This window comes from Sinorhizobium sp. 22678 (genome assembly GCF_052044265.1).
Classification (GTDB): Bacteria; Pseudomonadota; Alphaproteobacteria; order Rhizobiales; family Rhizobiaceae; genus Sinorhizobium; species Sinorhizobium meliloti_A.
Map to the genome: position 1 here is coordinate 231,130 of NZ_JBQEMS010000006.1, position 23,836 is coordinate 254,965.

Consider the following 23,836-nt stretch of genomic DNA (forward strand, 5'->3'; position numbering starts at 1 on the left):
GACGATACCAGGACTGAAAATGAGCGACGTGGCAACGCGGCCCAATTATGATCTTCGCGACGAAATCAAAGCCTATTGGTCGCAACGTGCGGCCACTTTCGATCTCTCTCCCGGCCACGAGATTTTTTCCGAGGAGGAACGCGCCGCCTGGCATCGGCTCATCCTGCGCCATCTCGGCGAGGGTGCCGGTCGCTCGGCGCTCGATCTTGCGAGCGGGACCGGAGTGGTCTCGCACCTTCTCGACGATCTCGGCTTCCGGGTGGCGGGTATCGACTGGGCCGAGCCGATGCTGGAACGCGCGCGGCAAAAAGCGAAGAGCCGCGGACGCGATATTTCCTTCCGCATTGGCGACGCGGAAAATACCATGGAGCCGGACGACCATTATGACGTCGTCGTGAACCGGCATCTCGTTTGGACGCTGGTGGACCCGGCCGCAGCCTTCAGGGAATGGCTTCGCGTCCTCAAGCCCGGCGGCAGGCTTCTCGTCGTCGACGGTGATTTCGTCAATTCGACCCGGCTCGAGCGGTTCTTTTCGTCGCTCAACGCCTGGGGGCAGCGTGTCGGCCTTCTCGGGCCCGAGGCGCCATCACAGCCGCGCGAGATGCTGGAAACGCATCGAAGCATTCTTGCCCGCGTCCACTTCTCGCAAGGAGCGCGCGCCGAGGCCGTCGTCGAATTGCTGCGGGTCGCCGGTTTCGCCGACATCACGGTCGATACCGATCTCGGAGAGATACACCGGATGCAGGCAAAGAACTGGAATCTGTTCAAGGGCCTTGCGCGCAGAAGCCAGCACCGCTTTGCGATCCGCGCAAGCAAACCCGTAGCCTGATGCCGCCCTACTGAAAGGCAGCGCGCGGCGGCGGGCCAATTCAGCACTCTTGAGCTTCGACGTGTCGGTGCTCTATCTCTCCGGGAAGCTGCACTGCCATCGTGGTTCAGCAGCTGGTGCCGACCCCACGTGAGTGGAGTTGCAATTGGATAGGCCTGTACGATGTCGACAGATCTCAATCTCAATCTCAATCTCCTACGGTCGTTTTTCATGATCGCCGAAGAGCGAAGTCTCACGCGGGCAGCGGCCCGGCTGAACATGAGCCAGCCATCGGTCAGTCAGGCGCTGCAACGACTGGAGGAGCAGTTGGCCTGTCAGCTCGTCCTTCGCGGCAGCCGGAAGTTCGAGCTGACGGCCCGGGGGCAGAAAATCTACGAGGAATGCGGTGAGATCTTCCGTGCCGTCGAGCGGATTGGCCAGCTCACGCAGGAAAGAACCGCCGAAGAGTTCGGCGAGGTGCGCATCCAGATCATCTCGAACCTCGAGTCCCCGCTCATAAACGAAGCGTTGCGTCTCTACCATCAGCGCTATCCCTCCGTAACCTGGGTGATGGAGGTCCAGAACAGCCAGGACACGGTCAAGCGGATTCAGACGGAGAAATGCGGAATAGGATTATGTCTCCTGTCGCGCCCCGTCTTCAGCCTGAATTGTCAGTTGCTGTTCCGCGAAGAATTCAGCGTCTATTGCGGCGCTGAGCATCCCCTCTTCGGCCGCAAGGAGGTGGAGAAGAGGGAATTGCGGCAGGAATCCTTTGTTTCCTTTACTTGCGCCACCGAAGGCATGGGTCTCGAGCCGATGGCGGTCCTCAGCCAAAGCCTCGGTCTCGGCGAACGGATCAGCGGGCAAAGCCCAAATCTCGAGGAGGTGAGACGCATGATCGTCGCCGGCCTCGGGATCGGAATTCTCCCGTTGACGGCCGTTCACGACGAAGTCGCGAGCGGACTTCTCTGGCCGCTCGAAATCAAGGGTTATCCGCTCGGCGCGGACGTGTTTCTGGTGACGCACCCGGAAGGTGACTATTCCCGCGCCGAGCAACATTTCATCGACCTGATGCAGGAGCTACGTTCGCTCTACCCGGAAATGCACTGAGGGCGTCCCGGCGGAAAGCCGGTACGCAATCTTCCTGGAAGTGCTCCGATCGATCAGCGGTCGGCGCGCGCCACGACCGCGTGCAACAGGACATTGAGGCCCGGCGCAAGATCGTCGCGGTCGCAGTCTTCCTCGTTGTTGTGGGTGATGCCGCCCTTGCAGGGCGTGAAGATCATTGCCGTCGGGCAATGTCGCGCGAGGAAATAGGCATCATGGCCGGCCTGGGACTGGATGTCACGCCAGTCGTAGCCCATCCGGACCGCTTCAGCCCGGATTCCATCCACCATCGCGTGATCGAAGATGTCCCCGCCCCAAAACCACTCGTCCTCTATCACCGCGTCGCAGCCGGCGCGGGCGGCGCTTTCGAAGACGGCACGGCGCATCTTTTCACCCATTACGCGCGCGGTCGCCGCATCGGGATGGCGAACGTCGCAGATCGCTTGGGCCGTGTCGGAGAGGATGCCCGGTTTGTTCGGCCACGCCGCCAGCCGGGCGCCTGTCGCCTTGCCGTCGCCGACGGCAAAGTCCCAGCCGATGTCATCCACGGCAGTCAGCCAGCGTGCGCCCGCGATCAGCGCATTGCGGCGCAGGTCCATCGGCGTCGGGCCGGTATGCGCCGTCTTGCCCGTAAAGCGCACCCTCATCCCGTAGCTCGGATATCCGCCCGTAACCACTCCGATATCGCGTTTCTCGAGGTCGAGGATCGGCCCCTGCTCGATATGCAATTCGTAATAGGCATCGATCTCACCGGCACGACAGGGCTTGTTTCCGTTGTAACCGATGCGCTCGAGCTCGGCGCCAAAACGCGCTCCGTCGTCGGAGACGAGCTCTTTGACCCAGTCCCCGTCATAGGCCCCGACGAAGCAGCCGGATGCGACCATGGGCGGCGAGAAGCGCGCTCCCTCCTCATTCGTCCAGTTGACGACGACGATCGGACGGCGGGTGACATGACCGACGTCGTTCAGCGTACGGATCACCTCTAGTCCGGAAAGAACGCCGGCAATCCCATCGAAGCGACCACCGTTGATCTGGGTATCGAGATGGCTGCCGATCAGCACCGGCGGCAGCGACGGGTCGCTTCCTTCGCGCCGCCCGAAGATGTTGCCGAGTTCATCGATCTCGACGCTCAGCCCTGCATCACGACACCAGTTGACGAACAGGTCGCGCATTCTGCGATCATCGTCCGTCAGCGTGAGGCGGGCGAGACCGCCCGGCCGCCCCTGGCCGATTTCGGCGGAAGTCTCGATGGTCGACCAGAAGCGATCGATGTTGGCACGGGTGTTCGATGCGAACGACATGGTTCACCTTTCAAATGCAATTGCGGACGAAGCGGCTCACATTCCGAGCGACATCAGTGTCATCAGCCCCGGGAAGAGAATGAGGAGGAACATGATGAGCGCCATGACGCCGATGAACGGCAGCAGGTAGCGGAAGGACGCCGACATCGGAATGCCACCGGTGCGGCACGCGGCCATCAGGTCGATGCCGAGTGGCGGTGTGTTGGCGCCGATCGCCAGGTTGATGGTCAGCAGTACGCCGAAATAGACCGGATCGATCTCGAAGACCCGCAGCACCGGCAGGAAAACGGGCGCAAGGATGAGAATGATGGCGATCGATTCCATGAAAGTGCCAAGGACCAGGACCGCGACCATCATCAGTATGAGAGCGACCGTGGCGCTCTCGGTCGCGCCGGTGATGGCATTGACGACGAGCTGCGGAACCTGCTCGACCGTCAGGATCCAGCCGAAGACTGAGGCGGCCGCGATGACGATGAGGATGGAACCGGTCATTTCCGTCGTTTCGCGCAAGAGGTTGAAGACCTTGGCGAGCGTCAGCTGGCGATAGACGAAAGCCCCGACGAGCAGCGCATAGGCGACGCCGATGCCCGCCGCCTCCGTCGGCGTGAAGATGCCGAAGCGGATGCCGCCGACGATGATGACCGGCGCGAGCAGGGCAAGCACGGATTCGCGCAGAGCGGTGCCCAGCCGAGTCCAACTGAACGGTTCCCCGCCCTTCCAACCGTTTTTGCGGGAAATCCACCACGCGACGACCATCAGCCCGAGACCGAGCAGAATACCTGGACCGATGGAGTGGATGAAAAGCTGCCCGATCGACGTTCCGGTCGCCGTTCCGTAGACGATCAGGACAATAGACGGCGGAATGACCGTGCCAAGCGAACCGGCGCAGCCGAGACCTGCGGCGGAGAAGCCCGGATCGTAGCCGCGCTCCTTCATGGCCGGCAGCAGCATGGAACCGATCGCCACCACGTCAGCGACACCCGATCCCGAGAGCGAGCCGAACATCATGCAGGCGGCAATCATCACGATGGCGAGACCACCCGTCCGCTGTCCCACGACAGCCGCGCAGAGATTGACGATCCTCGGGGCGAGCCCCCCATGCACCATCAGCAAACCGGCAAGCAGGAAAAGCGGGATTGCAAGCAGCGTGAAGCTGTCGATCCCCGCGACCATGCGCTGCGCGACCACCATCAGCGGCAAGACATCGCCGACCAGCAGATAAGCGACCGAGGAAAGCGCAAGCGCAATCGCGATCGGTGCATCGATCAGGAGCAAAAGAATGAAGACGGCAAAGAGGACGAGAAGGGCAAGGCTCATTTGCGCAGTTCCGCGGCAACGAGGGCACCGAGGGCGGTGGCGCCGGTGACCGGCAGCGCGAGATAGACGAGCCCGGCGGGCCAGCTCAGGACCGTGGTTTCATGCGACCATGTCAGCACCGTTATCTTCCATCCGGACCAGATGACGACGACCAGGAACAGGAGGGATGCCAGACGCGCGAGTACGGCCAGGAAGGAACGGAACCGGCCGGGCGCAACGAGCAGGTCCGTCAGGCCGGCGCAAAGATGCGTGTTGCGGACGAAGGCGGAAACCGCACCGATGAACGTCACCCAGACCAAGAGAAGACGCGGGATCTCCTCCGACCAGCGCGGTGTGAAGGAAAGGGCATAACGGCAAATGACGACGTAGACGATGATGGCGGTGAAGGTGGCGATGGCCAGGCCGCCCGCCGCGCGGGCTACGTTGTCTATGGCATTGGAAATCCGCGGACGCGGTATCGATGCGTCTTGCATGGAAGCCTCGCTGGTGTGGACGGACGGACATGGCCCGGCGATGGGAAACGTCCTGCCCGCAACCGGCGGGCAGGACGACCGCATCACTTGCGGTAGCTGTCCATGACTTCAAGCAGCTCGGGACCGAAGACGTCCTTCTCGCTCTCCCAGATCGGCTTCAGGGCGTCGACGAAGGCAGCCTTGTCCACCTCGTTGAACTGCATGCCTTTCGATTTCAGCTTTTCGATCAGCGCGACCTCGTTATCGGCAACCATCTGGCGCTGGGCGTTGCCCCACTTGACGGCCGCTTCCTTCACGATGGCCTGGTCCTCGGGGGAAACCTGCGCCCAGGTCATGCTCGACACCGTCAGGCATGCGGCGCCCCAGATGTGGCCGGTCATCGAAACGTATTTCTGTACTTCGTAGAACGACGAGGCATCGATGATCGAGAGCGGATTTTCCTGGGCGTCGAACACGCCCTGCTGCAGGGCCGAGTATAGCTCGCCGAAGGCCAGCGGCGCCGGCTGCGCGCCGAGACGTTCGAACGTCGCCAGCCGGACCTTGTCCGGGGTTACGCGGATCTTGATGCCGGCGAGATCTGCCGGCTTGACGATCGGATGCTTGTTGTTGGTGATGTTGCGGAAGCCGTTTTCCCACCAGGCGAGAACCTCGATGCCTTTCGGCCGAAGCAGATCGGCAAGCGCTGTGCCGAGCTTGCCGTCGAGCGCGGCAAAAGCCTGTTCGCGACTGGTCCAGGCATAGGGCATTTCGATGATGCCGAACTTCGGTTCGACGAACTGGAAGGAGCCGCTGCCGATCAGGCCGCCCTGGATGGTGCCGATCTGCATGCCCTCGATGACTTCCTTCTCCGTGCCGAGTTGGCCGGAGGGGAAGATCTCGATCTTGACGCGGCCTTCCGTCTTCTCCGAGACCTCCTTGGCGAAGTCCGTCGAGGCCTTGTGCCAGCTATGGGTGTCGGCAAGCACGTGGCCGAGACGGATCGTTGTTTCGGCTATGGCAGCCGTATGAGCGGAAAGTCCGACGATGCCAGCGATCACGGTGGCGGCAAGACCGCGGGAAATTTTCGAAATGCCCAGTTTCATAGCGCCCTCATTTGTTGCGTTTATTCTGGGCATATTAGGCGGGCATGATGCCCGCAACGCAAATAGCCGGACCCAATGACAAACATTGAGTCCGCTTATGGGAGTGGCTGCGATTTCCTGTGAGAAAAGATCGCATCACTCCACGGTGGCGATACATTCGATCTCGATATCGAAATGCGTCCAAGGCTTGATCGCCACACAACTGCGGGCCGGAAAGCCGCCCGGAAAATACGCGCGATAGACCGCATTCATCTCCGCCGCCAAATCGTTATCGGTGATAAAGACGAGCGATTTGAAGACATTGTCGAGCGAGGAGCCAGCATGGCGGAGGGTGAACGAGAGCGCGTCCATGCAGGCGCGCGTCTGGATGGTCATGTCTCCCCTGACGATCTCGCCTGTGTTCAGGTCGATCGGCGGCATCCCGCACGTATAGAGAAGACCGCCGACGCGGGTCAACGCGGAGGTCGGCGCGCCCAGTCTTCGGATTGCTTCGGAAATCACAGGGATTTCAATAATTTCGTGCTTCATGTCGCATGACCCTTTTATCGGCGCAGATCGTACCGGTTATGTGGGAGATACTGTTTGCGCCACGTTTCGAGCAATGTATAGCCGTAGCGTATATTGCGTTCCAAGCCCCTGCATCTTGTTCCGCATGCCCCGGAGGGAGCCACAAAGCTGCCGCCTAATGGTCAGCAAATTGCCCCGTCGTCGCCGCACCGAGCACTTCCGGGGCGTACATGCTCCACGAGTCGCTTGCGTCGTTTCGACGGCGGAGCGAACGAGCAAGGCGGTATTGCTGCCGATCAAGTCATGCACGTCATGGAGGACAGAACATGATTACTCGCTATACACTCGTTGCATCGCTGACCGTTGCAGCCTCCAGCTTAATGCTTCTCAGCCCGGCTTCGGCGCTGGAAATCGCGCAGGCGCAACAGGCGCAGCCGACACAGACCCAACCCGACGCCGGCGGCACAGGCGCCCCGATCAGCGATCAGAAGATCGAGGCCTTTGCAGTGGCCTATCTTCAGGTCGACAAGGTAAGGCAGGAGTACTCCACGAAAATCGGGGCTACCACCGACGAGGCCGCGAAGGCGAAGCTGCAGAACGAAGCCAGTCAGGAAATGGTCAAGGCCGTAGAGACCGCGCCGAACATGTCGGTGGAGGAGTATACGACGATCCTCAAGGCTGCGCAGAGTGATCCGGCGCTTGCCCAGAAGGTTCAGGAAAAGCTCCAGACGTCCACGCCGCAGCAGCCGCAGCAGCAGTAAGCACGGCTTCGACACTTTGAGCAGCTCCGAGAAGATCGCGTGGCGATTTTCTGTCCGGAGTTGCGCATTTCAAAGACTTAGATCGTTTCACCATTGCGTGAAACGATCCGAGCTCTTCAGCTGACGAGCCAGAACAGTGCCGCGGCTATCAGAACGAACAGTCCAACAGCGGCTAGGAAACGCAGCGTACCGGCGTTCGTATTGTCGCCGAGCACCCGATTCCAGTATTCGCCGCCAGTGGCGTCGTTCGCTTCGGCGCCCGCTTCGGTCGGCGTATTCGTAAGCGTCATCGCGACCTTTCCGTCGCCTCCACTAAGATTGCGCGGATGCGGCTGTGGCGGGTCGGGGCGCGCCCGATCCACCTCGCCGAGATAGGGCGCACCGCTTCCAGCATCGCCGGCATCGGCGACGTGATCGTCGGGCTCCGCGGCACCGCCGGGAGCTAGACCAGTCCGGATCGGCATGCTTTCCTGTTTCCCCGCCATAGTTGGCCTCCCTTGTGCAAAATGAGAAAGGGGGCGCCATCGCGCCCCCATCCGAGCTCAACCGCCGGACCGTTCAGCCGCTTCGGTTGGACTGGTTGTGGGATCCACCGGGTTCGGTCACGCCCTTCAGGCCGGTGCCGGCCATTTGCGGCTGTTCACGGGCCGCGTCGGCAAGCGAAACGATCCCGACCAGCTGCTTGTCATGGTTCACCACGGGCAGCCGTCGAACCTGGATGTCGCCCATGTTGCGCGCGACATCGTCCACCTCATCGTCGTCGAAGCAATATTTCACGTCCGTGGTCATGATGTCGGCCACCCGTGCCTGCGGGTCCATCCCATCGGCAACACCGCGCACGACGATGTCTCTGTCCGTTATCATGCCGATCAGGCGGTCATCGTCTCCGACCGGCATGAAGCCGATATCGTTTTCCGCCATCTGCCGCGCAACAGCCGTTATGGTGTCGTTGGGGCTTGCAAGATGAACGTCTCTTGTCATGATCTCCGATACACGCATTTGTTTTCTCCTTCACGTTTCGTCGGCGGCTTCATCGGCTGCCCGGGAAGGCTCGAGCCGCCGTTACGGCCGCTCAGCGCCCGCCGTCCGGGCGGGCCGCCGGATTTCCTTCGGGCGAAGCGGGCGCCCCAGCCCCCGCCGCGGTCTGCTTTTCGCGCCGCCTGCTGCCGTTGGCCGGGCCCCCGCTCTCCGGCGCGGGGCCGTCTCTCTGCGTTTCCGAACCCTGTATTTCCGGTCCCTGCATTTCTCTGGCGGCCTGCTCCCAGTGGCGCTGATGCTGCCCGTCCGGCCGGCCCTCCTGCTCCCAGATCGCATAGGCTCTGCGCCTGATAAGCTCTTCGCGTTCGTTGTCCGTGTCCCTTCGCTCGTCCATGTCCCTTACCTCGCCGCTTTCGTTGATGGCGAGTTTCAAACGGCGCGACCGTCCATTTGTTCCGCCCGCGGCGCCATCCGCGCGGGACCTTCAAATGTGCTTTGGCGGCTCCGGATTTTCGTCCGGATTAGGGACCGGAATTTCATCCGGAAGGCGGTCCGGATCGGGCTCCTCGATCGGCGGCTCGGGATACCAGGGCGGCAAGTCCGGCGGCGGCGGCTCCGGTACTGGCTCCGGCTGACGCGGGTTCGGCATTTTCGTCTCCCTTGGGCATGCGGGGGCGACACCCCTCTTTCGGGGACAATCCCGACCGTGCGCGATTGTTCCGCCGGCGGCGCAGCGAACGGGGCGAAGCGCGGAACCCTTTGGGGCGATCGTGGGTTTGACCCAACATCAGCAAGAGCAAAAGCCAGGAGAGAGCCCATGCCCAGACATCCGGACTATGGCAGATACGATCCCTACGGCCGTCGCGATTGGGCCCGCCGCGACTGGGAGAACGAGCGCCAGCGCGACCCTTACAACTATGGATCCGAGCGCCGCGGTCGGGCGCGCAGCCGCTTCGACGAAGATGTCGAGCCGCGTGGCGCCGACTACGAGAGTTCGATGAACTGGCCGACCGGGAGCTACCGCGGCGGCGAACGCGAACGCTGGAGCGACGACGACTACGATCGTAGGGGCCGCGAGCGCTATTTCAGGGATTATCACGGACCCGGTTATGGCTATCGCGGCGAGGGCCGTTACCGCGGCTACGGAGGTTACGGCGAAACGCGCGATTATCGCCACGACCGCGATTTTCTCGACCGCGCCAGCGACGAGGTCGCTTCCTGGTTCGGTGACGAAGATGCCGAGCGCAGGCGGGAGATGGACCGGCACCGCGGCAAGGGCCCGAAAGGCTACAGGCGCACCGACGGCCGCATCCAGGAAGATGTCAGCGACCGCCTGAGTGACGACGGCGCTCTCGACGCCTCCAACATCGAAGTGAGCGTGTCGAACGGCGAAGTACAGCTCAATGGTTCGGTGAGCTCCAAATGGGCGAAGCGCCGCGCCGAGGACTGTGCAGAAAATGTATCTGGAGTCACGAATGTACAAAACAATCTGCGCATCGAGACGGCGGATACGGGCACTATTCAGCAGAACCCGAACCTCACCGATCTTAGTTGAGGCGATTGCGGGCGTGAGAGCCGAGGGTTTTTGATCGCCTCGTCCCTGTGCTCGTCACAGGGATGAGGCGGAGAGATTTCAGTCCTCGGAAAAGTTTCCTGCAGCGCCGCGCGTCTTAGCTGCTGCATGTTTTTGTTGTTCGGCTACGATCAATGGCGCACGGTCGGCACCATGATCTAAACAGCCCTTAGTTGGAAGCGCGTCGCTGCTCCGGGGCAGATCTTGCCTGCCGCGCCCTCGAGTGCGCCGAGCGCCGAAGAAAACTCAGCAAACGTTGTTCCTCCACACGCAGTTCGCTGTCCGAGCGCCCGCGCGCCTGAAGCTGTCGCGCGGAGATCGAGGCCGACTTGTCGGCGAGAGCGAGCACATCCGGATGAATGTAGCTGCTCCGGCTGATGGCGGGCGTGTTGTGAAGAACGGACGCAGCCGCTTCGCTCATCTGTTTGATCGTCGGCCACTCGCCCTGTTCGATCGAGGTGCGAGCGGCCGTGAAAGCCGCGAGAGTGCCGCCCCAGGTTCGGAATGTCTTTGCCGAAACCGCTGTTCCGGCCACCTCTGAAAGGTACCGGTTGAGCCGGCCGGAATCGACCGGCCGCAGGGCGTCGTTTTCATCCTTCCAGACGAAAAGCTGCCTGCCCGGCAGATCCGCGATCTCCTCGAGCAACCGCTGCAATTTGGGGCGGCGTAGCAGCCGCTGGACGCGCTTGCCGCCCTTGCCGATGAATTTCAGCTCTATGAAGCCGTCACCCAGCCTGAGATGCCGCTTCAAAAGCGTCGTGGCACCATAGCTCCCATTGGCCTGCACGTAAGCCTGGTTGCCGGTGCGCAGATGGGCTTCGTCCAGCAGGGCGACCAGCGCGGCGAGCACGGTTTGCATGTTTTCCACGTCACCCTGCATGTGGCGCCGTATCGTGCGGCGTATCCTGGGCAACGCCTTGCCGAACTCCACCAGTTGCGCGAATTTGTCGGCGCTCCTGAGAGCCTGCCACGCGCTGTGATAGCGGTACTGTTTCCGTCCGCGTGCATCATAGCCCGTGGCCTGCAGATGCCCCCGTTCTTCGAGGCAGATCCAGACGTCTTCATAGGCAGGCGGCAGGCCCAGCGCCGCTATGCGGCTTTTGATCGACGGATCGGTAACGATCGAGCCGTCCGGCATTCGGTAGACAAACCCCTTGCCACGCCTTTGCCGCCGGATGCCCGGCTCGCTGTCGCTGACATAGACGAGCCCGGTTTCCTCGGGCACGAGACCGGCCGCCGCCAAGTTCCGCGGGCCATCCACGATCACGCAAGGCGGAGGTTCGAGCACGTCGACCATCGTTGCTCTAGCCATTGCCTCCCTCCTGCGGGACGAAGGCGACGACGCTCTGCGCCGGGATAGTGTCGCGATCCGCGCTGGCGAACTTGCCGAACGGTTCTTCGGCTGCCGTGTCGAGCACGCGTTGCCAACGCCTGCTTCCGTTTCCGCGGGGAAGGGCTATCTCGCAATCACCGCCTGCATTGAGCACGAGGACGATCTCGCCGGCCGGCGAAGCTTCGCCCTGCCCGACGCGGCATATATAGGCGCAAATCAGGCGGAGCTCGGCGTCGTGCCAGGCACCCTCGTCCATGGGACTGCCATCCGCCTTGTACCAGGCGATTTCGACCCGTCCATTCTCGTCGGGCTCTCCGTCGAGGAATCGCTCCTGCCGCAAGACAGGATGGTCCTTGCGGAAGGCGAGGAGCTTGCGGCAGAAATCCACGAAGCTATCCTCCGCTCCGCTCCAATCGAGCCAGCCGATCTCGTTATCCTGGCAATAGGCGTTGTTGTTGCCCTGCTGGCTGTTTCCCAGCTCGTCGCCGCCGAGCACCATCGGCACGCCCTGGCTGATCATCAGGGTGGCAAGCATGGCCGCCCGCCGCCGTTTGCGCGCCTCGATGATCTCCCCGTTGTCGGTCGGGCCCTCGGCGCCCACGTTGTCGGAATGATTGTCGGAGTGACCGTCCCGGTTCTCCTCGCCGTTCGCCTCGTTGTGCTTTTCGCCGTAGGAGACCGTGTCCATCAGGGTGAAGCCGTCATGGGCGCTCACCAGGTTGATCGACGAGGTCGCGGCACGGTCCGAGTGCCTGAACTGCACGGGCGAACCGAGAATGCGCTCGGCAAGCACCGGAACCATGCCGCCGTCTCCCTTCCAGAAGCGCCGGACGTCGTCGCGGAACCGGTCGTTCCATTCGCGGAACGGCGGTGGGAAGCCGCCGAGCTGATAGCCGCCCTCGCCGACGTCCCAGGGTTCGGCGATCAGCTTCACACCCGCCAGGATAGGATCCTGCCGGATCGCGTCGAAGAAGCCGCCTTCGCGATCGAACTCCATGTATTCGCGGCCGAGCGTGCTTGCGAGATCGAAGCGGAAGCCGTCGATATGCATCACGCCCACCCAATAACGCAGGCTGTCGAGGACCATGCGCAGCACCAGGGGATGGGCAACGTTGAGCGTGTTGCCGGTACCGGTCGTGTCGTAGGTGTGGCGCGGCTCGTCGGGCGACTGGCGGTAATAGCTGAAATTGTCGAGCCCGCGGAAGCTCAAGGTCGGGCCCCGTTCCGAGCCCTCGGCCGTATGGTTGTAGACGACATCCATCAAAACCTCGATGCCGACGGAATGAAACCGCTTCACCATCGTCTTGAATTCGGTAAAGCGGTCGCCCTTGAGATAGCGCTCGTGCGGAGCGAAGAATCCGAGCGTCTGATATCCCCAATAGTTTCTGAGATTCCGCTCCACCAGGTAACGGTCGTCGAGGAAATATTGCACCGGCATCAATTCGATCGCCGAAACGCCGAGCTTCGTCAGGTGCTCGATGATCGGATCGCTCGCCATGCCGAGAAACGTGCCACGCAGCTCGTCCGGCACGCCGGGATGCGTCATGGTCATGCCGCGGACATGCGCCTCGTAGATGATCGTTTCCGTCCAGGGACGGCGGATCGCTTCTTCGCCCGCCCAGTCGAAAGTCGGGTCCTGAACGACGCCCTTCACCATGAAGGGGGCGCTGTCGCGCTCGTCGAAGGAAAGATCGCCCTCGGGGCTGCCGATCGTGTATCCGAAGAGCGCATCGTCCCAGATGAGCTCACCCGCGACCAGCTTGGCGTAGGGATCGAGCAGCAGCTTGTTCGGATTGAAGCGGTGACCATTGTGCGGATCGTAAGGTCCGTGGGCGCGGTAGCCGTAGAGGGTGCCGGGACCGATACCCTCGATGTAACCGGACCAGATGTCGCCCTCGCGCTTCGGCAGCGGCATGCGCGCCGTTTCCTCGCGCCCGTCCGGGGAAAAGAGGCAGAGCTCGATCTTCTCCGCATGCGCCGAGAAGACCGCAAAATGGGTCCCTTGCCCGGTGTATTCTGCACCGAGTTCAGGTTTTATGAAATCGAGTTCGGAAAAAGTCAGGTTCATTCAGTCGCGCCCTCTACCGCCTTGCCCGGCAGCTTTGATGCAACGCAACGGGCAGGCATTTGTTCCTCCTCCCGGACGAGTGCCGGGGGAACTTTCCCCGCCCTTGGCCAGTTCCTCGCCTTTCATCTCGAGGGACATATCGATGCCGGCGAACTCGACACGTGCACATTTCAGAAACAGCTGGGGCGCGAATTTCATCGACGGGCACACATGCCGGTTTCGGTTGTGGGCTCCCGACGAGCGGGACGTCGATCTGGTTCTCAGCGGGGCCGCGCATAAGATGCAGTCACTCGATGGCGGCTGGTTCGAAATCACGCTCGAGGCGAAGGCGGGGGAGCGCTATTGCTTCCGCCTTGCCGACGGCACCGAGGTCGCCGATCCCGCCTCCTCGGCACAGGAGCGGGAAGCTTCCGGTAGGTCGATCGTCGTCGATCACGCCGCCTATGAATGGCAGGCTTCCTCCTGGCGCGGCAGGCCCTGGGAGGAGACGGTCATTTCGGAGTTGCATGTCGGCTGCTTCACGCCGGAGGGCACCTTCCGCGCTGCAATTGAGCGCTTGCCGCATCTGGCCGGGGCCGGAATCACCGCGATCGAGATCATGCCCGTCGCGCAATTCCCCGGGGTGCGGGGCTGGGGCTACGACGGCGTGCTGCACTATGCTCCGCACAATGCCTACGGCAAGCCGGATGACCTGAAGGCGCTCGTGGATGCGGCCCATTCGCTCGGTCTGACGGTCCTGCTCGATGTCGTTTACAACCACTTCGGGCCGGAGGGAAATTTCCTTTCCCGCTATGCGAGCCGCTTCTTCAACAAGGATCGCCCGACACCCTGGGGAGCGTCGATCGCCTTCGAGGAGGAAGCGGTCCGACGCTATTTCATAGAGAACGCGCTCTACTGGCTCGGCGAATTCCGTTTCGACGGATTGCGTCTCGATGCGACCGAACAGATCCGCGATACGACCCGGCCGCATTTTCTCCTCGCGCTGGAGCACGAGGTTCGGGAAACGTTCGCCGAGCGCCAGATCCACCTGGTGCTGGAAGACGCTCACCGCCGAAGAAGCCTTCTGCAGCGCGACGCGAGCGGCACGCGCATGCTCTTCGATGCGGGATGGAACGACGATCTTCACAATGCTCTCCACGTCGTGGCGACCGGCGAGACCAAGGGCCACTATCGCCCCTTCGCCGACGAGCCCTGGGGCAAGATCCGCAGCGCGTTGGCCGATGGCTTCGCCGTGCCGGCAAAGGAAGACAATTTCTCTCCTGAGGGGAGCCGAGCCCGCGTGCCGCCGCAAGGCCGCGTAAATTTCCTGCAGAACCACGACCAGATCGGCAACCGCGCCTTCGGCGAACGTCTCGCCTCGCTCCTCCAGGAGGACAGGCTGCGCGTTTTGGCGGCGATGCACATGCTGACGCCGCAAATCCCTCTCCTGTTCATGGGTGAAGAATACGGCGAGACGCAGCCCTTCTGTTTTTTCGCCGACTACCAGGGAGAAATAGCCGAGGCTATCCGGCTGGGACGCCGGGACGAAGCCGAAAATTTCGGCGGCCTTCCAGAGGGCAAGACGATGGATGATCTCCCCGATCCGCTCGACCCGGACGTCTTTGCCGGCTCCAAGCTGCGTTGGAGCCGCGCGACAAGCCCTGCCGGCGAGCGGCATCTTGCCTATATGCGCGACCTCGCCGGGATAAGGCAGCGGCACATCGTGCCGCTGATCGCCGGCACCGCCGTACCGGATTGCCGTGCATACGAGACCAAGGACGGCATCATCGCCGTCGACTGGCAGTTCGGGGAGGCTTGCCTGGAACTGCGCGTCAATCTTTTGCAGGAGAGACAGGCCGTTCCCGCAATTCGCGGTCAGCCGATCTTCACGAGCGGAACGTCCGGGGGCGAGACCGTCGACGGCAGCGAGTTGGCCGGTCCAGGCATCGCCGTCGCCATTGCGCGGTGACACGCCATCGGCAGACAGGGGAACATGCCTTGAGCCTCACGGTTAGACACCGCGGCGAGAATAAAGGGAGAGCGCCCCGAGGAACGATGCCGAAACAGCCTGCGAAACTTGGACCGGCCCTTGCCGGCGAACACGCCGAGGCAACCACGATTGCCTCTCTGCGGCGGCAGGCGGAGGGTTGCGAGCGCTGCGACCTCTACAAGAACGCCACCCAACTGGTCTTCGGCGAGGGTCCGGTCGACGCCCGTGTCGTGCTCGTCGGCGAACAGCCCGGCGACCGCGAGGACCTTGCCGGGCGCCCGTTCGTCGGACCCGCCGGGCGCATCCTGGACGAATGCCTGCACGAAGCCGGGATCGATCGGTCGGAGTGCTATCTCACCAATGCCGTCAAACACTTCAAATTCGAACAGCGCGGCAAGCGCCGGCTGCATTCGCGGCCGAATGCCGGTGAGATTCAGGCCTGCGCCTGGTGGCTCGGCGCCGAACTCGATGAGCTCCGCCCCGAAATCGTCGTCGCGCTCGGGGCCACGGCGCTGATGTCCCTGCTCGGGCGAAGCGTGGGTGTCACCAGAAACCGCGGCGAGCTTCTGACGGCGCCCGGGGGCTTCTCCGTTCTCGTGACCATCCACCCCTCCTATCTTCTGAGAATCCGAGGCAGATCCGACCCCGAAGCGGAACGCGCCCGGTTTGTCGACGATCTCGCCAAGATCAAGGCTCGCATCGGTTGACGGTCAGGACTGCCGGTCGAGTTCCGGATAGTGGCGGAAGACGCAGGATTCGTTGAAGGCGAGCCGCCGCTCCGAGGCCAGATAGCTCAGAATTCTCGGCCGTGCACGAACGGCATCATGCAAGGCGACCAGTCCGGGAATGTTTGCCTCATAGGCATCCATCGCCTTGGGAAAGGCATAGCGGAGGCCTTCGATCACCTGGAAAAGCGAAAGATCGACGTAGCTCAACCGGTCCGAGACCATATGGCTCGGCCCTTTGGGGTTCTGTGTGAGCACGCGTTCGAAATAGCCGAGAAACTTCGGCAGGCGCTCGGAGAGGAAATCGGCCGACCGCCTCAGCGCTTCGGGCTTCTGGTCCTCGAAATAGAGAGACACGGCGATCGGATGATGCGTGTCGTGAATCTCCGCGACGAAATCGGTGATCGTCAGCTGCAGACCATTGGCAAGGGTTCGAAGTCCCTCGTCCTCGGCAACAAGGCCGAGCCTCGGCCCGAGATAAAAAAGGATGTTGGCGACGTGGCTTATGACGAGGTCGCCATCGACGAGGAACGGGGGAGCGAAGGGAGCGGCGGCTTCACCGGGCTCCTTCATAAGCTTCAGCATTTCATTCGTGCCGCCCGGCTGGCGGGCAATGTCGACGTAATCCGCGCCGGCCTCCTCCAGCGCGAGGCGCACGAATTCACCGCGGCCGGGAATACCATCCCAGTAATAGAGCTTGTATGGCATGAAAGGTCCCCTTCTTTGCCAGCATTCATCTTTGTTCGCCGGAGTCTATTCTGAGCACGATTGAAGGAAACATACAGCCGCGCAATTCGTTCCGGTTCGGCAGGGAACGGAACATCCTGCGCCGAGGAGAAAACCAATGAAAATCGAAGAGCTCATGTTCGCCGAAAGCGGCGGCGTACCGAACAACCCGCGCCTGCCGGTCCTGGTCTATCGTCAAGCGGTCGACGTTACGGAAAATGGAGCCACACAGATAGAGGAACGCTTCCGGGCCAATGGTTGGCGCGGCCTGTGGCGCAACGGCGTCTTTGCCCATCACCATTACCATTGCGGTGCGCACGAGGTTCTCGGGATCGCGGAAGGCCGGGCACGGCTGCTGATCGGAGGGCCGGAGGGACAGGAGGTCGAGGTCGCAGCCGGCGACGTCATCCTCCTCCCGGCAGGTACGGGCCACCGCCGGAACGAGGCGAGCATGGATTTCCTGGTCGTCGGCGGCTATCCGCCGGGTCAGGATGCCGAGATCCAGAGCGGCGCCGCAACCGCGGATGACCGTAAGGCAATCGCCTTGGTGCCGCTGCCGAGCCTGGACCCCATTCTCGGCGCAGAAGGACCTGCGGTCACCGTGTGGCAGTCCGCCATGCATGCGGGGGACGGTCTCGGCGAAGCACAGGGCCACTGATCACGCGCCGCAGTCGTCAGCGCAGCCAGACCGGGAGGTCGGCGGCGGTGCGGCAGCCCGCTGCCCGCTCTTTCAGTCCCAGTTTTTCCCAGGCGAATTTCTGGGCAGCGATCTGTGCCATTTCCTTGGTCTCGTAGATGTCCGGCAGGACGTATGCCTTACGGCCACACGACAGGAGCGCCCTGTGGCTCAGCAGATCGTAGTGAAGCTCGAGGTATTCTTCGGAATGCATGGGACCCTCCCAGGTGGCGATAAGGAAAACGGCAGCCGTCGCGGGAAGTTCCATGCTGCCCGCCGATTGCTGCGACGGTCAACGCTGCCGACGGAACATAGACGTCGCTTTCGAGTTGATGACGCTTACGGGAGTTCAGTCATGAGCACGAACAAACATGGAGAACCGCGCCCGGGGGCTGATGCGCGCCCGCTCGACCCACCGAGCGTCGACGAGCCGATCGACGCATGGGGGCGAGATCGGAAGAGCGCGCCGGGGGTCGGGAACCAACTCGACGAACTACGCGAGCGCATCGCCCGGCTACAATCCGAAATCGACGCCATCGCGACCGAGACCCACACGGCCGTTGGCACGGTGCCCGGAGGCGACAGGCTCGAAACAGCAAAAGACGTGGTCGCCGAAAAGCGCGGCGAGATCAAGCGACTGACCGCGCGTCTCGAAGAGATCGAGCAGACACTTGGCGGTAACGCCTAGTTTTCCGGACCTAAAATACGGTCATCCATACGCCGCGCCAGAAAAGCGAATCCGGGTCATCGAGGCGCTCGCAATCGTCGGTCGAAGGCTTCCGGATCTTTGCAGGCGCCGGCTCGATGCCGGTAAAAGGAGGCACAGGGCGCCCTTCGCGTTCCGTCGCGGGTTCCGGTTTTTTGATCGTAAGCATCGCGAGATCCTTTCCGCCGTAAAGGCATTCCGGCCTCAAGTGCTCCTTCCGCTTCTCCTCCGAGATCCGTCTTCGGGTCAGTCCCGGTTAATGAATTTACAGAAGCGGCTGGGTTGCCCGTCGTCAGTCATGTCCTGATGGAGGAAGGCCAGGTTCTCGTCGTCGAAGATCTTGAAGAATTCGTCCCAGGAAATTTTCTCCAGCGTGTCTTCCGGTTTGCCGAAATCAACGCGAAGCAGACCACCACCCCCTTCGGTCGCGCCCTTCACGCGCGCCGGCTGCCCCTTGCGGGCTTCTATCCAATTGCGGATCGTGTCGTGGTCGATCGTAGTCATCGCAGCGGTCATCGGAAACTCCATCAACTGGTATGCCGGCGGCGCCTCCGTATCCGAAGCGCCATCCTCAGCGGCAGCGAACGCGGTGTGCGCTCAACGCGCCCCAGCTGTGTAAATCGATCGCTGCGCTTATTGTTCCGCCTCAGCGCCGCGTGCGGTCGCTTGGCTCCGCGGCGGTTGCCTCGTCGTCGTGCGGTTCCCAGCCGAATATGCTGCGCCCGCCGAAACGCGCGGAGTCCCTGAATTCGCCCGCGACGATCTCCTTGAGGTCGGGCCCCGTGACGTAGCGCTCCAGCCGGCGCGATTGCTCGTCGAGCCGCTTCAGAGCCGCAAGCTCTTCCTCGCGCCCGAGCCGGCCCTTGCTGACCGCGGACTTCATGATCCTGATCGTCTCGTCGTAGACTTTCACCGGCACGGGGAACGGATGGCGGTCCTTGCCGCCATGGGCGAGCGAAAAGCGGGCAGGGTCCGAGAACCTGCAAGGCGTCCCGTGGACCACCTCCGCGACCATTGCCAGCGCCTTGACCGTCCGCGCGCCCACGCCCGGCACCAGCAGCAGGTCCTTGAAATCCGCCGGACCACGGTCGGCGGCGGCGGCGAAGTTGCCGTGCAGGCGCCGGAGATTGACGTCGCTTTCGCGTACATCGTGATGGGCAGGCATGAAGAGATGCGGCAGCATCGGCTGTGCCGGCGAGGCCAGAGGAGCCCCCCGAGACTCGATCCGGGCGACCTCGCGCAAGAGCCCGTCGGGCCCGAATGACTGGAGGAGATCGAGCTGCGCGGTCCTCGAGGCGGCGGCGCGGCGGTCGGCCAGATTGACGATCTCGCCCTGTTCTCTGCCTTCGATCGCGCTATGCGGCGCGTCGACGAAGCTTGTCAGGCCCTCCGAGAGCCAGTGATAGCGCCTCGCCTGCCGGAGGTCGCCGTTCATGCCCTGCTGGACGACCACCCACCTGGCATCGTCCGTGACGACGAAACCGTGCAAGTACAGATCGAAGCCGTCCTGAACGGCCGCACTGTCGACCTTGGCGACGAGGCGGCTCGCTTCTGCCAATGCGCCGCCATCGAAACCGACACGATTGCCGATCGACATGAGTTCGCCCGGAGTTTTGCGGGAGTGCTGGCCGCGGCCGCCGCAGACATGGATGCCCAGCTCGCCGGAAAGCGGGGTGAGACCGCGTTTCAACGCACCGATGACGCTCGTGGTGATACCGGAGGAATGCCAGTCCATGCCCATGACGGCACCGAAGGACTGAAACCAGAACGGATGCGCAAGCCGCTTTAGAAACTCGTCGCGTCCATAGTGATGAACCACCGCTTCGGTGACCAGCGCGCCGAGGCGCGTCATACGGTCGCCGAGCCATCGCGGCACGCGGCCGCCATGCAGCGGGAGATCCGCATTGCCTGCTCTTTGAGCCATAGTGTTTCCGTTCTGCGTCCCGACCGACAGGGCGCGTCGCCATCAGGCGCCGCGCCGACCCACTTAACATAGTGGAAATTGGAGCACGAAGCGAAAAACGCAGGCACGAGGACGCGCCGCGCACGAAGACAACCTTGAGAACGAGGGCGAACCCAAGCCCTCGGAGGACTACGCCGCGGATCGAAGGCAATCCGCCAGCCGGAGGCGATGGGAGCACCGCAGTGCGAGCGGTTAAGCCTTCGCACTGCGGCCCGCCTCCTCCGGCGGCCGCCTTCGATCACGACCCTCGATAATGCCGTCGCCTGCCCTAGCCGACAAACATCTGGCGCAACCGAGCAAACAGGCCTGGCTGTTTCTCGACAAGCATTGCGCGGATGTGGCGGGCGGCCGTCGATGCGCTGACCGTCGCGCCGAAATGGCAATAGCAGATGACCTTATGTAATTGCTCGTCGCTCAGCTCGAAAAACCGCCTCGCTTCGCCGTAGCTGTCGTTCTCCATCCCGGCGGTCCGGAAGACCGGATCCTCGAAGGCGACGGAGATCGGCGAACCGTCGCCGCGCATGGCCGCGCGGACTCTCGCCGGCTGATACTCTGTTTCGTGCAGCGTCGAAAGGCGTCTGTGAGGATCACGTTCCAGGAGTTCCGCCCAACGCTCAAGGCGCTCCTTGCGCGATAACGTCCGTCGCGGCAGGTCCTGCTTGACCTCGGCGACGCCCTGTAACTGCTCGATTGCTTGGTGCTTCATTGCGACCTCCTACTCTTACGATAGTTGGTCCCCCAATTTCCACCTCGTAGGCCTTATCAGCGTGACTCCAACCGGTCGGGAAGTCCAATCACGAAAATAGATCATGCCAAATTTGGCGCATGGCGTCGCACGCGGCGGCGCTCGTCACCCCTTGACGGCGCCGGACGTCAACCCCGCGACGATCTTGCGCTGGAAGATCAGGACGAGAACGAGCAGCGGCAGCGTCACCGTGACCGACGCGGCCATGATCTGGCCGAACGGATATTCATAGCGGCTGCTACCCGTCAGAAGGCCGATCGCGACCGGAACCGTCCGGTTCTCGTCGGTCAGGATGAAGGTGAGCGCGAAGAGGAATTCGTTCCATGCGAGGATGAACGACAGCAGACCGGTGCTGGCAATCGCAGGCCCCATCAGAGGCAGCAGCACATGGGTGAGAATGCGCAGGCGCGAACAGCCGTCGATGAGCGCCGCCTCCTCCAATTCGTTCGGCAGGTCACGGATGAAGCTCGTCAGGATCCATGTCGTAAAGGGCAAAGTGAGAATGAGATAGGAAACGATCAGCGCCGACGGCCGATTGTAGAGCCCGAGCCATCCGATCACCTCGAACATTCCCGAAAGCACCACCACTTGCGGGAAGACCGAGATCATAAGAACGGCGATCAGAACGATGCGGCCCGGAGGAAAATGCAGGCGGCCGAGCGCGTAAGCTGCGAGAATGCCGATGACGAGGGAGATCGCCGTGCTGACAAGCGCGACCACGCCGGAATTGACGAGCGCGCCCATGAATACCGGATTGTCGAACAATTGCCTGTAGTTGCTGAAATCGAGCGCCGGCAGCAGAGTGAACTGGTAAAGCGCCTGCCCCGTCTTGGTCGAAGAGACGATCGCCCAGTAATAGGGAAACAGCATGTAGACGAGGACGGCCGCCACGCCGGCATAGAGTCCGGCCGTCTTGACGCGGCGCAAGGTCCGGTACGTCGCGTTCGAATAGCGTCTCGTCATGGCTGCGCTCACCGTCATCGATACCCCCTCAGCCCGTCGCCCGATCGAGGCGCAAAAGCCCGACGATGACGATGGCGATCAGCCCGATGATCATGAACACCCAGGTGGAAGCAGCGGCTCCAAGGCCGAGGTCCTGAAAGCTGATGAGCTGGTCGCGCGCATAGATCGACATCGTCATCGTGTTTTCGTTGTTGGCCGCAAGCACGTAGCTCAGATCGAACATGCGGAGCGCGTCGAGCGCGCGGAAGAGTATCGCGACGCCGATCGCCGGCGTCGCGAGCGGCAAGGTTATGGACCAGAAGCGTTTCCAGTGCGGCACGCCGGAAACGTCCGCTGCCTCGTAGATTTCCTCGGGGATCAGTTGCAGGCCGGCAAGAATGAGGAGCACCATGAAGGGCGTCGTCACCCAGACGTCGATGAAGATCACCGTCCCGAGGATCAGCGAAGGATCGGCTGTCCAGGCGACGCCCTTTTCGACGAGTCCCAACGCGACCAGGAGCTTGTTGATCAGCCCGAACTGATCGTTGAGCATCCATTCCCAGATCCGGGCCGAGACGACCATCGGCATCGCCCAGGGAATGAGGATCGCCGCCCGCACGATGCCGCGGCCGGGAAAAGCGCGGTGAAGGAGCAAGGCGATCGCAAGTCCGAGAAGCGTCTCCAACCCGACGGATACCAGCGTGAAGACGAGCGTGTTCCTGACCGCGCCCCAGAACACCGGGTCTTCTGCAACTTCCACGAAATTCTCGAAACCCACGAATCCGTAATCCGAAGGGGCATCGAGATAAGCGTCGGTGAAGGAGAAAAAAATGCTGCGGGCGAGCGGCCATATCGCCACCGCCACCAGCGTCAGCAGCAACGGGAGCAGGAATATCCATGCGGTGCGGCGTTGCTGCCGCTCCATCCGGCGGGCGGCGTTCACGACGATGCTCCAAGGGCCAATGGAACGCTCGCGCGGTGATCGATGCGCCGGCCATCCTCTCCGAAGAGGTAGAGACCTTCCGGTTGCCAGCTCAGGCCGACGGGGTCGCCGGGGGCGACTTGCGGTGGACTTCCCGTCGAACGAACCATCCAGACCAGCGTCTCGGTGAGCCGCACATAGCAGACATATTCATAGCCGAGGTCCTCGATCCGCTCGAAGGTTCCGCGGATCGCGCCTTTCGTGTCGGCACCGACAAGCTTCAAAGCCTCCGGCCGCAAGCCGATTTCCGCAGGCCTTCCTTCGGCCGCGAGATATTCCGCGGCGTAGGCGAAGCCGCCTGCCCCCCTCAGAACCGTAGCGGCGGAGCCTGTCGCTTCGAGCGGGGCGAAATTCATTCTCGGGCTGCCGAGGAAGCCGGCAACGAAGCGATTTTCCGGCCGGTCGTAAAGCTCGCGCGGCCGCCCCACCTGCTCGATCTGCCCGTGGTTTAGAATGACGATCCGGTCCGCGAGCGTCATCGCTTCCGTCTGGTCGTGGGTGACATAGATCATCGTCGTCTTGACGCCGGCGTGCAGCTTGGCGATCTCGAAGCGCATTTCCATGCGCAGGTCCGCGTCGAGATTGGAAAGCGGCTCGTCGAAGAGGAAGACTTCCGGTTGGCCGACAAGCGCCCGGCCGATCGCCACGCGTTGCCGCTGACCGCCGGAAAGCTGGCGCGGCCGACGCTCGAGCAGGTGACCGATCTTCAGCATGTCCGCGACCCTGGCGACACGGCGACGGATTTCATCCTTGCCGAGCCGCGCCGTTTCCAACGCAAAGCCGATGTTTCGCGCCACATTCATATGCGGGTAGAGCGCGTATGATTGGAAGACGAAGGCCAGTCCACGTTTGGACGCCGGCACGTCCGTCACTTGGTCGCCGCCGATAAACACGTCGCCGCCGGAAACCGGCACGAGGCCGGCGATCAGTCGAAGAAGCGTCGACTTCCCGCAACCGGATGGGCCGACGAAGACGACGAACTCCCCGTCCTCGATCTCGAGATCGATGGAGCGGATCACGTCATAGGTGCCGAAGGTCTTGCTGACGTTCTTCAGGGAGACCGAAGCCATTCCATTTCCCTTCCAGGCCTTTCG

General features: G+C 62.6%; 27 protein-coding genes. 8 read left to right on the plus strand and 19 right to left on the minus strand.

Annotation, left to right across the window (positions count from 1 at the left end; translation table 11 throughout):
• Positions 1 to 19 precede the first annotated feature (19 nt).
• Positions 20 to 829: a class I SAM-dependent methyltransferase gene (locus tag ACTJKL_RS11825; RefSeq protein ID WP_440852932.1), complete on the plus strand. Its 810-nt coding sequence runs from the start codon at positions 20 to 22 to the stop codon at positions 827 to 829.
• Between the two features lie 162 nt (positions 830 to 991).
• Positions 992 to 1,918, plus strand: a complete 927-nt coding sequence (locus ACTJKL_RS11830) for a LysR family transcriptional regulator (protein ID WP_440852933.1) — start codon at positions 992 to 994, stop codon at positions 1,916 to 1,918.
• Positions 1,919 to 1,971: 53 nt separating this feature from the next.
• On the opposite strand, the gene ACTJKL_RS11835 is transcribed toward ACTJKL_RS11830, so the two are convergent.
• From ACTJKL_RS11835 to ACTJKL_RS11855, 5 genes are all read right to left on the minus strand, one after another.
• Positions 1,972 to 3,216 carry a Zn-dependent hydrolase gene (locus ACTJKL_RS11835; protein ID WP_275599307.1) on the minus strand — a complete coding sequence of 415 codons (1,245 nt, stop codon included), beginning with the start codon at positions 3,214 to 3,216 and terminating at the stop codon, positions 1,972 to 1,974.
• A gap of 36 nt (positions 3,217 to 3,252) precedes the next feature.
• Positions 3,253 to 4,533, minus strand: a complete 1,281-nt coding sequence (locus ACTJKL_RS11840) for a TRAP transporter large permease (protein ID WP_275599308.1) — start codon at positions 4,531 to 4,533, stop codon at positions 3,253 to 3,255.
• Positions 4,530 to 5,006, minus strand: a complete 477-nt coding sequence (locus ACTJKL_RS11845; RefSeq protein WP_275599309.1) for a TRAP transporter small permease — start codon at positions 5,004 to 5,006, stop codon at positions 4,530 to 4,532. Before ACTJKL_RS11845 ends, ACTJKL_RS11840 begins: the two co-directional genes overlap by 4 nt.
• 83 nt (positions 5,007 to 5,089) lie before the next feature.
• The gene (locus tag ACTJKL_RS11850) at positions 5,090 to 6,088 is read right to left on the minus strand and encodes a TRAP transporter substrate-binding protein (RefSeq protein WP_275599310.1); all 999 of its coding nucleotides are present in this window, start codon (positions 6,086 to 6,088) and stop codon (positions 5,090 to 5,092) included.
• A gap of 135 nt (positions 6,089 to 6,223) precedes the next feature.
• A complete protein-coding gene (locus ACTJKL_RS11855) occupies positions 6,224 to 6,616 on the minus strand; it encodes a RidA family protein (RefSeq protein ID WP_018098999.1) in 393 nt (130 codons plus the stop codon).
• 305 nt (positions 6,617 to 6,921) lie between these two features.
• Between ACTJKL_RS11855 and ACTJKL_RS11860 the strand changes: the two genes are divergently transcribed.
• The gene (locus tag ACTJKL_RS11860) at positions 6,922 to 7,356 is read left to right on the plus strand and encodes a DUF4168 domain-containing protein (protein WP_100671545.1); all 435 of its coding nucleotides are present in this window, start codon (positions 6,922 to 6,924) and stop codon (positions 7,354 to 7,356) included.
• A 116-nt stretch (positions 7,357 to 7,472) separates the two neighbouring features.
• Here the strand turns inward: ACTJKL_RS11860 and ACTJKL_RS11865 are convergent, their stop codons facing one another.
• The 4 genes from ACTJKL_RS11865 to ACTJKL_RS11880 all read right to left on the minus strand — a co-directional run bounded on the left by ACTJKL_RS11865 (position 7,473) and on the right by ACTJKL_RS11880 (position 8,983).
• Entirely contained in the window at positions 7,473 to 7,841 is a 369-nt protein-coding gene (locus ACTJKL_RS11865) for a hypothetical protein (protein WP_275599311.1), read from the minus strand.
• Positions 7,842 to 7,914: 73 nt separating this feature from the next.
• On the minus strand, positions 7,915 to 8,355 hold the full coding sequence (locus tag ACTJKL_RS11870) for a CBS domain-containing protein (RefSeq protein WP_010976090.1): 441 nt from the start codon (positions 8,353 to 8,355) through the stop codon (positions 7,915 to 7,917).
• 73 nt (positions 8,356 to 8,428) lie between these two features.
• Positions 8,429 to 8,728 carry a DUF2934 domain-containing protein gene (locus ACTJKL_RS11875; protein WP_275599312.1) on the minus strand — a complete coding sequence of 100 codons (300 nt, stop codon included), beginning with the start codon at positions 8,726 to 8,728 and terminating at the stop codon, positions 8,429 to 8,431.
• Positions 8,729 to 8,818: 90 nt separating this feature from the next.
• Entirely contained in the window at positions 8,819 to 8,983 is a 165-nt protein-coding gene (locus ACTJKL_RS11880) for a hypothetical protein (protein WP_018099003.1), read from the minus strand.
• A 168-nt stretch (positions 8,984 to 9,151) separates the two neighbouring features.
• Between ACTJKL_RS11880 and ACTJKL_RS11885 the strand changes: the two genes are divergently transcribed.
• Positions 9,152 to 9,889, plus strand: coding sequence for a BON domain-containing protein (locus ACTJKL_RS11885; protein WP_102761718.1), 738 nt, complete (start codon positions 9,152 to 9,154; stop codon positions 9,887 to 9,889).
• A 187-nt stretch (positions 9,890 to 10,076) separates the two neighbouring features.
• Here the strand turns inward: ACTJKL_RS11885 and ACTJKL_RS11890 are convergent, their stop codons facing one another.
• Positions 10,077 to 11,219: a DNA topoisomerase IB gene (locus ACTJKL_RS11890; RefSeq protein ID WP_440852934.1), complete on the minus strand. Its 1,143-nt coding sequence runs from the start codon at positions 11,217 to 11,219 to the stop codon at positions 10,077 to 10,079.
• Positions 11,212 to 13,308 (minus strand): glycogen debranching protein GlgX, encoded by a 2,097-nt coding sequence (gene glgX, locus ACTJKL_RS11895; protein ID WP_440852935.1) that lies wholly within the window; start codon positions 13,306 to 13,308, stop codon positions 11,212 to 11,214. The genes ACTJKL_RS11890 and glgX overlap by 8 nt, the downstream gene beginning before the upstream one ends.
• 142 nt (positions 13,309 to 13,450) lie before the next feature.
• On the opposite strand from glgX, the gene treZ reads away from it, so the two are divergent.
• Both treZ and ACTJKL_RS11905 read left to right on the plus strand, forming a co-directional pair.
• On the plus strand, positions 13,451 to 15,256 hold the full coding sequence (gene treZ / locus ACTJKL_RS11900; RefSeq protein ID WP_440852936.1) for a malto-oligosyltrehalose trehalohydrolase: 1,806 nt from the start codon (positions 13,451 to 13,453) through the stop codon (positions 15,254 to 15,256).
• Positions 15,257 to 15,342: 86 nt separating this feature from the next.
• Positions 15,343 to 15,984 (plus strand): UdgX family uracil-DNA binding protein, encoded by a 642-nt coding sequence (locus tag ACTJKL_RS11905; RefSeq protein ID WP_440852937.1) that lies wholly within the window; start codon positions 15,343 to 15,345, stop codon positions 15,982 to 15,984.
• Positions 15,985 to 15,987: 3 nt separating this feature from the next.
• On the opposite strand, the gene ACTJKL_RS11910 is transcribed toward ACTJKL_RS11905, so the two are convergent.
• Positions 15,988 to 16,710, minus strand: coding sequence for a glutathione S-transferase (locus ACTJKL_RS11910; RefSeq protein ID WP_440852938.1), 723 nt, complete (start codon positions 16,708 to 16,710; stop codon positions 15,988 to 15,990).
• Positions 16,711 to 16,846: 136 nt separating this feature from the next.
• On the opposite strand from ACTJKL_RS11910, the gene ACTJKL_RS11915 reads away from it, so the two are divergent.
• Positions 16,847 to 17,386, plus strand: a complete 540-nt coding sequence (locus ACTJKL_RS11915) for a cupin domain-containing protein (protein WP_440852939.1) — start codon at positions 16,847 to 16,849, stop codon at positions 17,384 to 17,386.
• A 16-nt stretch (positions 17,387 to 17,402) separates the two neighbouring features.
• On the opposite strand, the gene ACTJKL_RS11920 is transcribed toward ACTJKL_RS11915, so the two are convergent.
• A complete protein-coding gene (locus ACTJKL_RS11920; protein ID WP_026169042.1) occupies positions 17,403 to 17,618 on the minus strand; it encodes a hypothetical protein in 216 nt (71 codons plus the stop codon).
• Between the two features lie 141 nt (positions 17,619 to 17,759).
• Here ACTJKL_RS11920 and ACTJKL_RS11925 point away from each other — a divergent pair, with 141 nt between their 5' ends.
• Entirely contained in the window at positions 17,760 to 18,092 is a 333-nt protein-coding gene (locus tag ACTJKL_RS11925) for a hypothetical protein (RefSeq protein WP_440852940.1), read from the plus strand.
• A gap of 264 nt (positions 18,093 to 18,356) precedes the next feature.
• Here ACTJKL_RS11925 and ACTJKL_RS11930 read toward each other — a convergent pair whose 3' ends face one another.
• The 6 genes from ACTJKL_RS11930 to ACTJKL_RS11955 all read right to left on the minus strand — a co-directional run bounded on the left by ACTJKL_RS11930 (position 18,357) and on the right by ACTJKL_RS11955 (position 23,812).
• Positions 18,357 to 18,626 carry a hypothetical protein gene (locus ACTJKL_RS11930; RefSeq protein WP_086017526.1) on the minus strand — a complete coding sequence of 90 codons (270 nt, stop codon included), beginning with the start codon at positions 18,624 to 18,626 and terminating at the stop codon, positions 18,357 to 18,359.
• Between the two features lie 130 nt (positions 18,627 to 18,756).
• Positions 18,757 to 20,034, minus strand: coding sequence for a DUF763 domain-containing protein (locus ACTJKL_RS11935; protein ID WP_440852941.1), 1,278 nt, complete (start codon positions 20,032 to 20,034; stop codon positions 18,757 to 18,759).
• A gap of 307 nt (positions 20,035 to 20,341) precedes the next feature.
• The gene (locus ACTJKL_RS11940) at positions 20,342 to 20,779 is read right to left on the minus strand and encodes a hypothetical protein (RefSeq protein ID WP_018099016.1); all 438 of its coding nucleotides are present in this window, start codon (positions 20,777 to 20,779) and stop codon (positions 20,342 to 20,344) included.
• Positions 20,780 to 20,923: 144 nt separating this feature from the next.
• Positions 20,924 to 21,799: a carbohydrate ABC transporter permease gene (locus ACTJKL_RS11945; protein WP_440852942.1), complete on the minus strand. Its 876-nt coding sequence runs from the start codon at positions 21,797 to 21,799 to the stop codon at positions 20,924 to 20,926.
• A gap of 10 nt (positions 21,800 to 21,809) precedes the next feature.
• Positions 21,810 to 22,703 carry a carbohydrate ABC transporter permease gene (locus ACTJKL_RS11950; protein WP_338281689.1) on the minus strand — a complete coding sequence of 298 codons (894 nt, stop codon included), beginning with the start codon at positions 22,701 to 22,703 and terminating at the stop codon, positions 21,810 to 21,812.
• Positions 22,700 to 23,812 (minus strand): ABC transporter ATP-binding protein, encoded by a 1,113-nt coding sequence (locus ACTJKL_RS11955; protein ID WP_440852943.1) that lies wholly within the window; start codon positions 23,810 to 23,812, stop codon positions 22,700 to 22,702. Before ACTJKL_RS11955 ends, ACTJKL_RS11950 begins: the two co-directional genes overlap by 4 nt.
• Positions 23,813 to 23,836 lie beyond the last annotated feature (24 nt).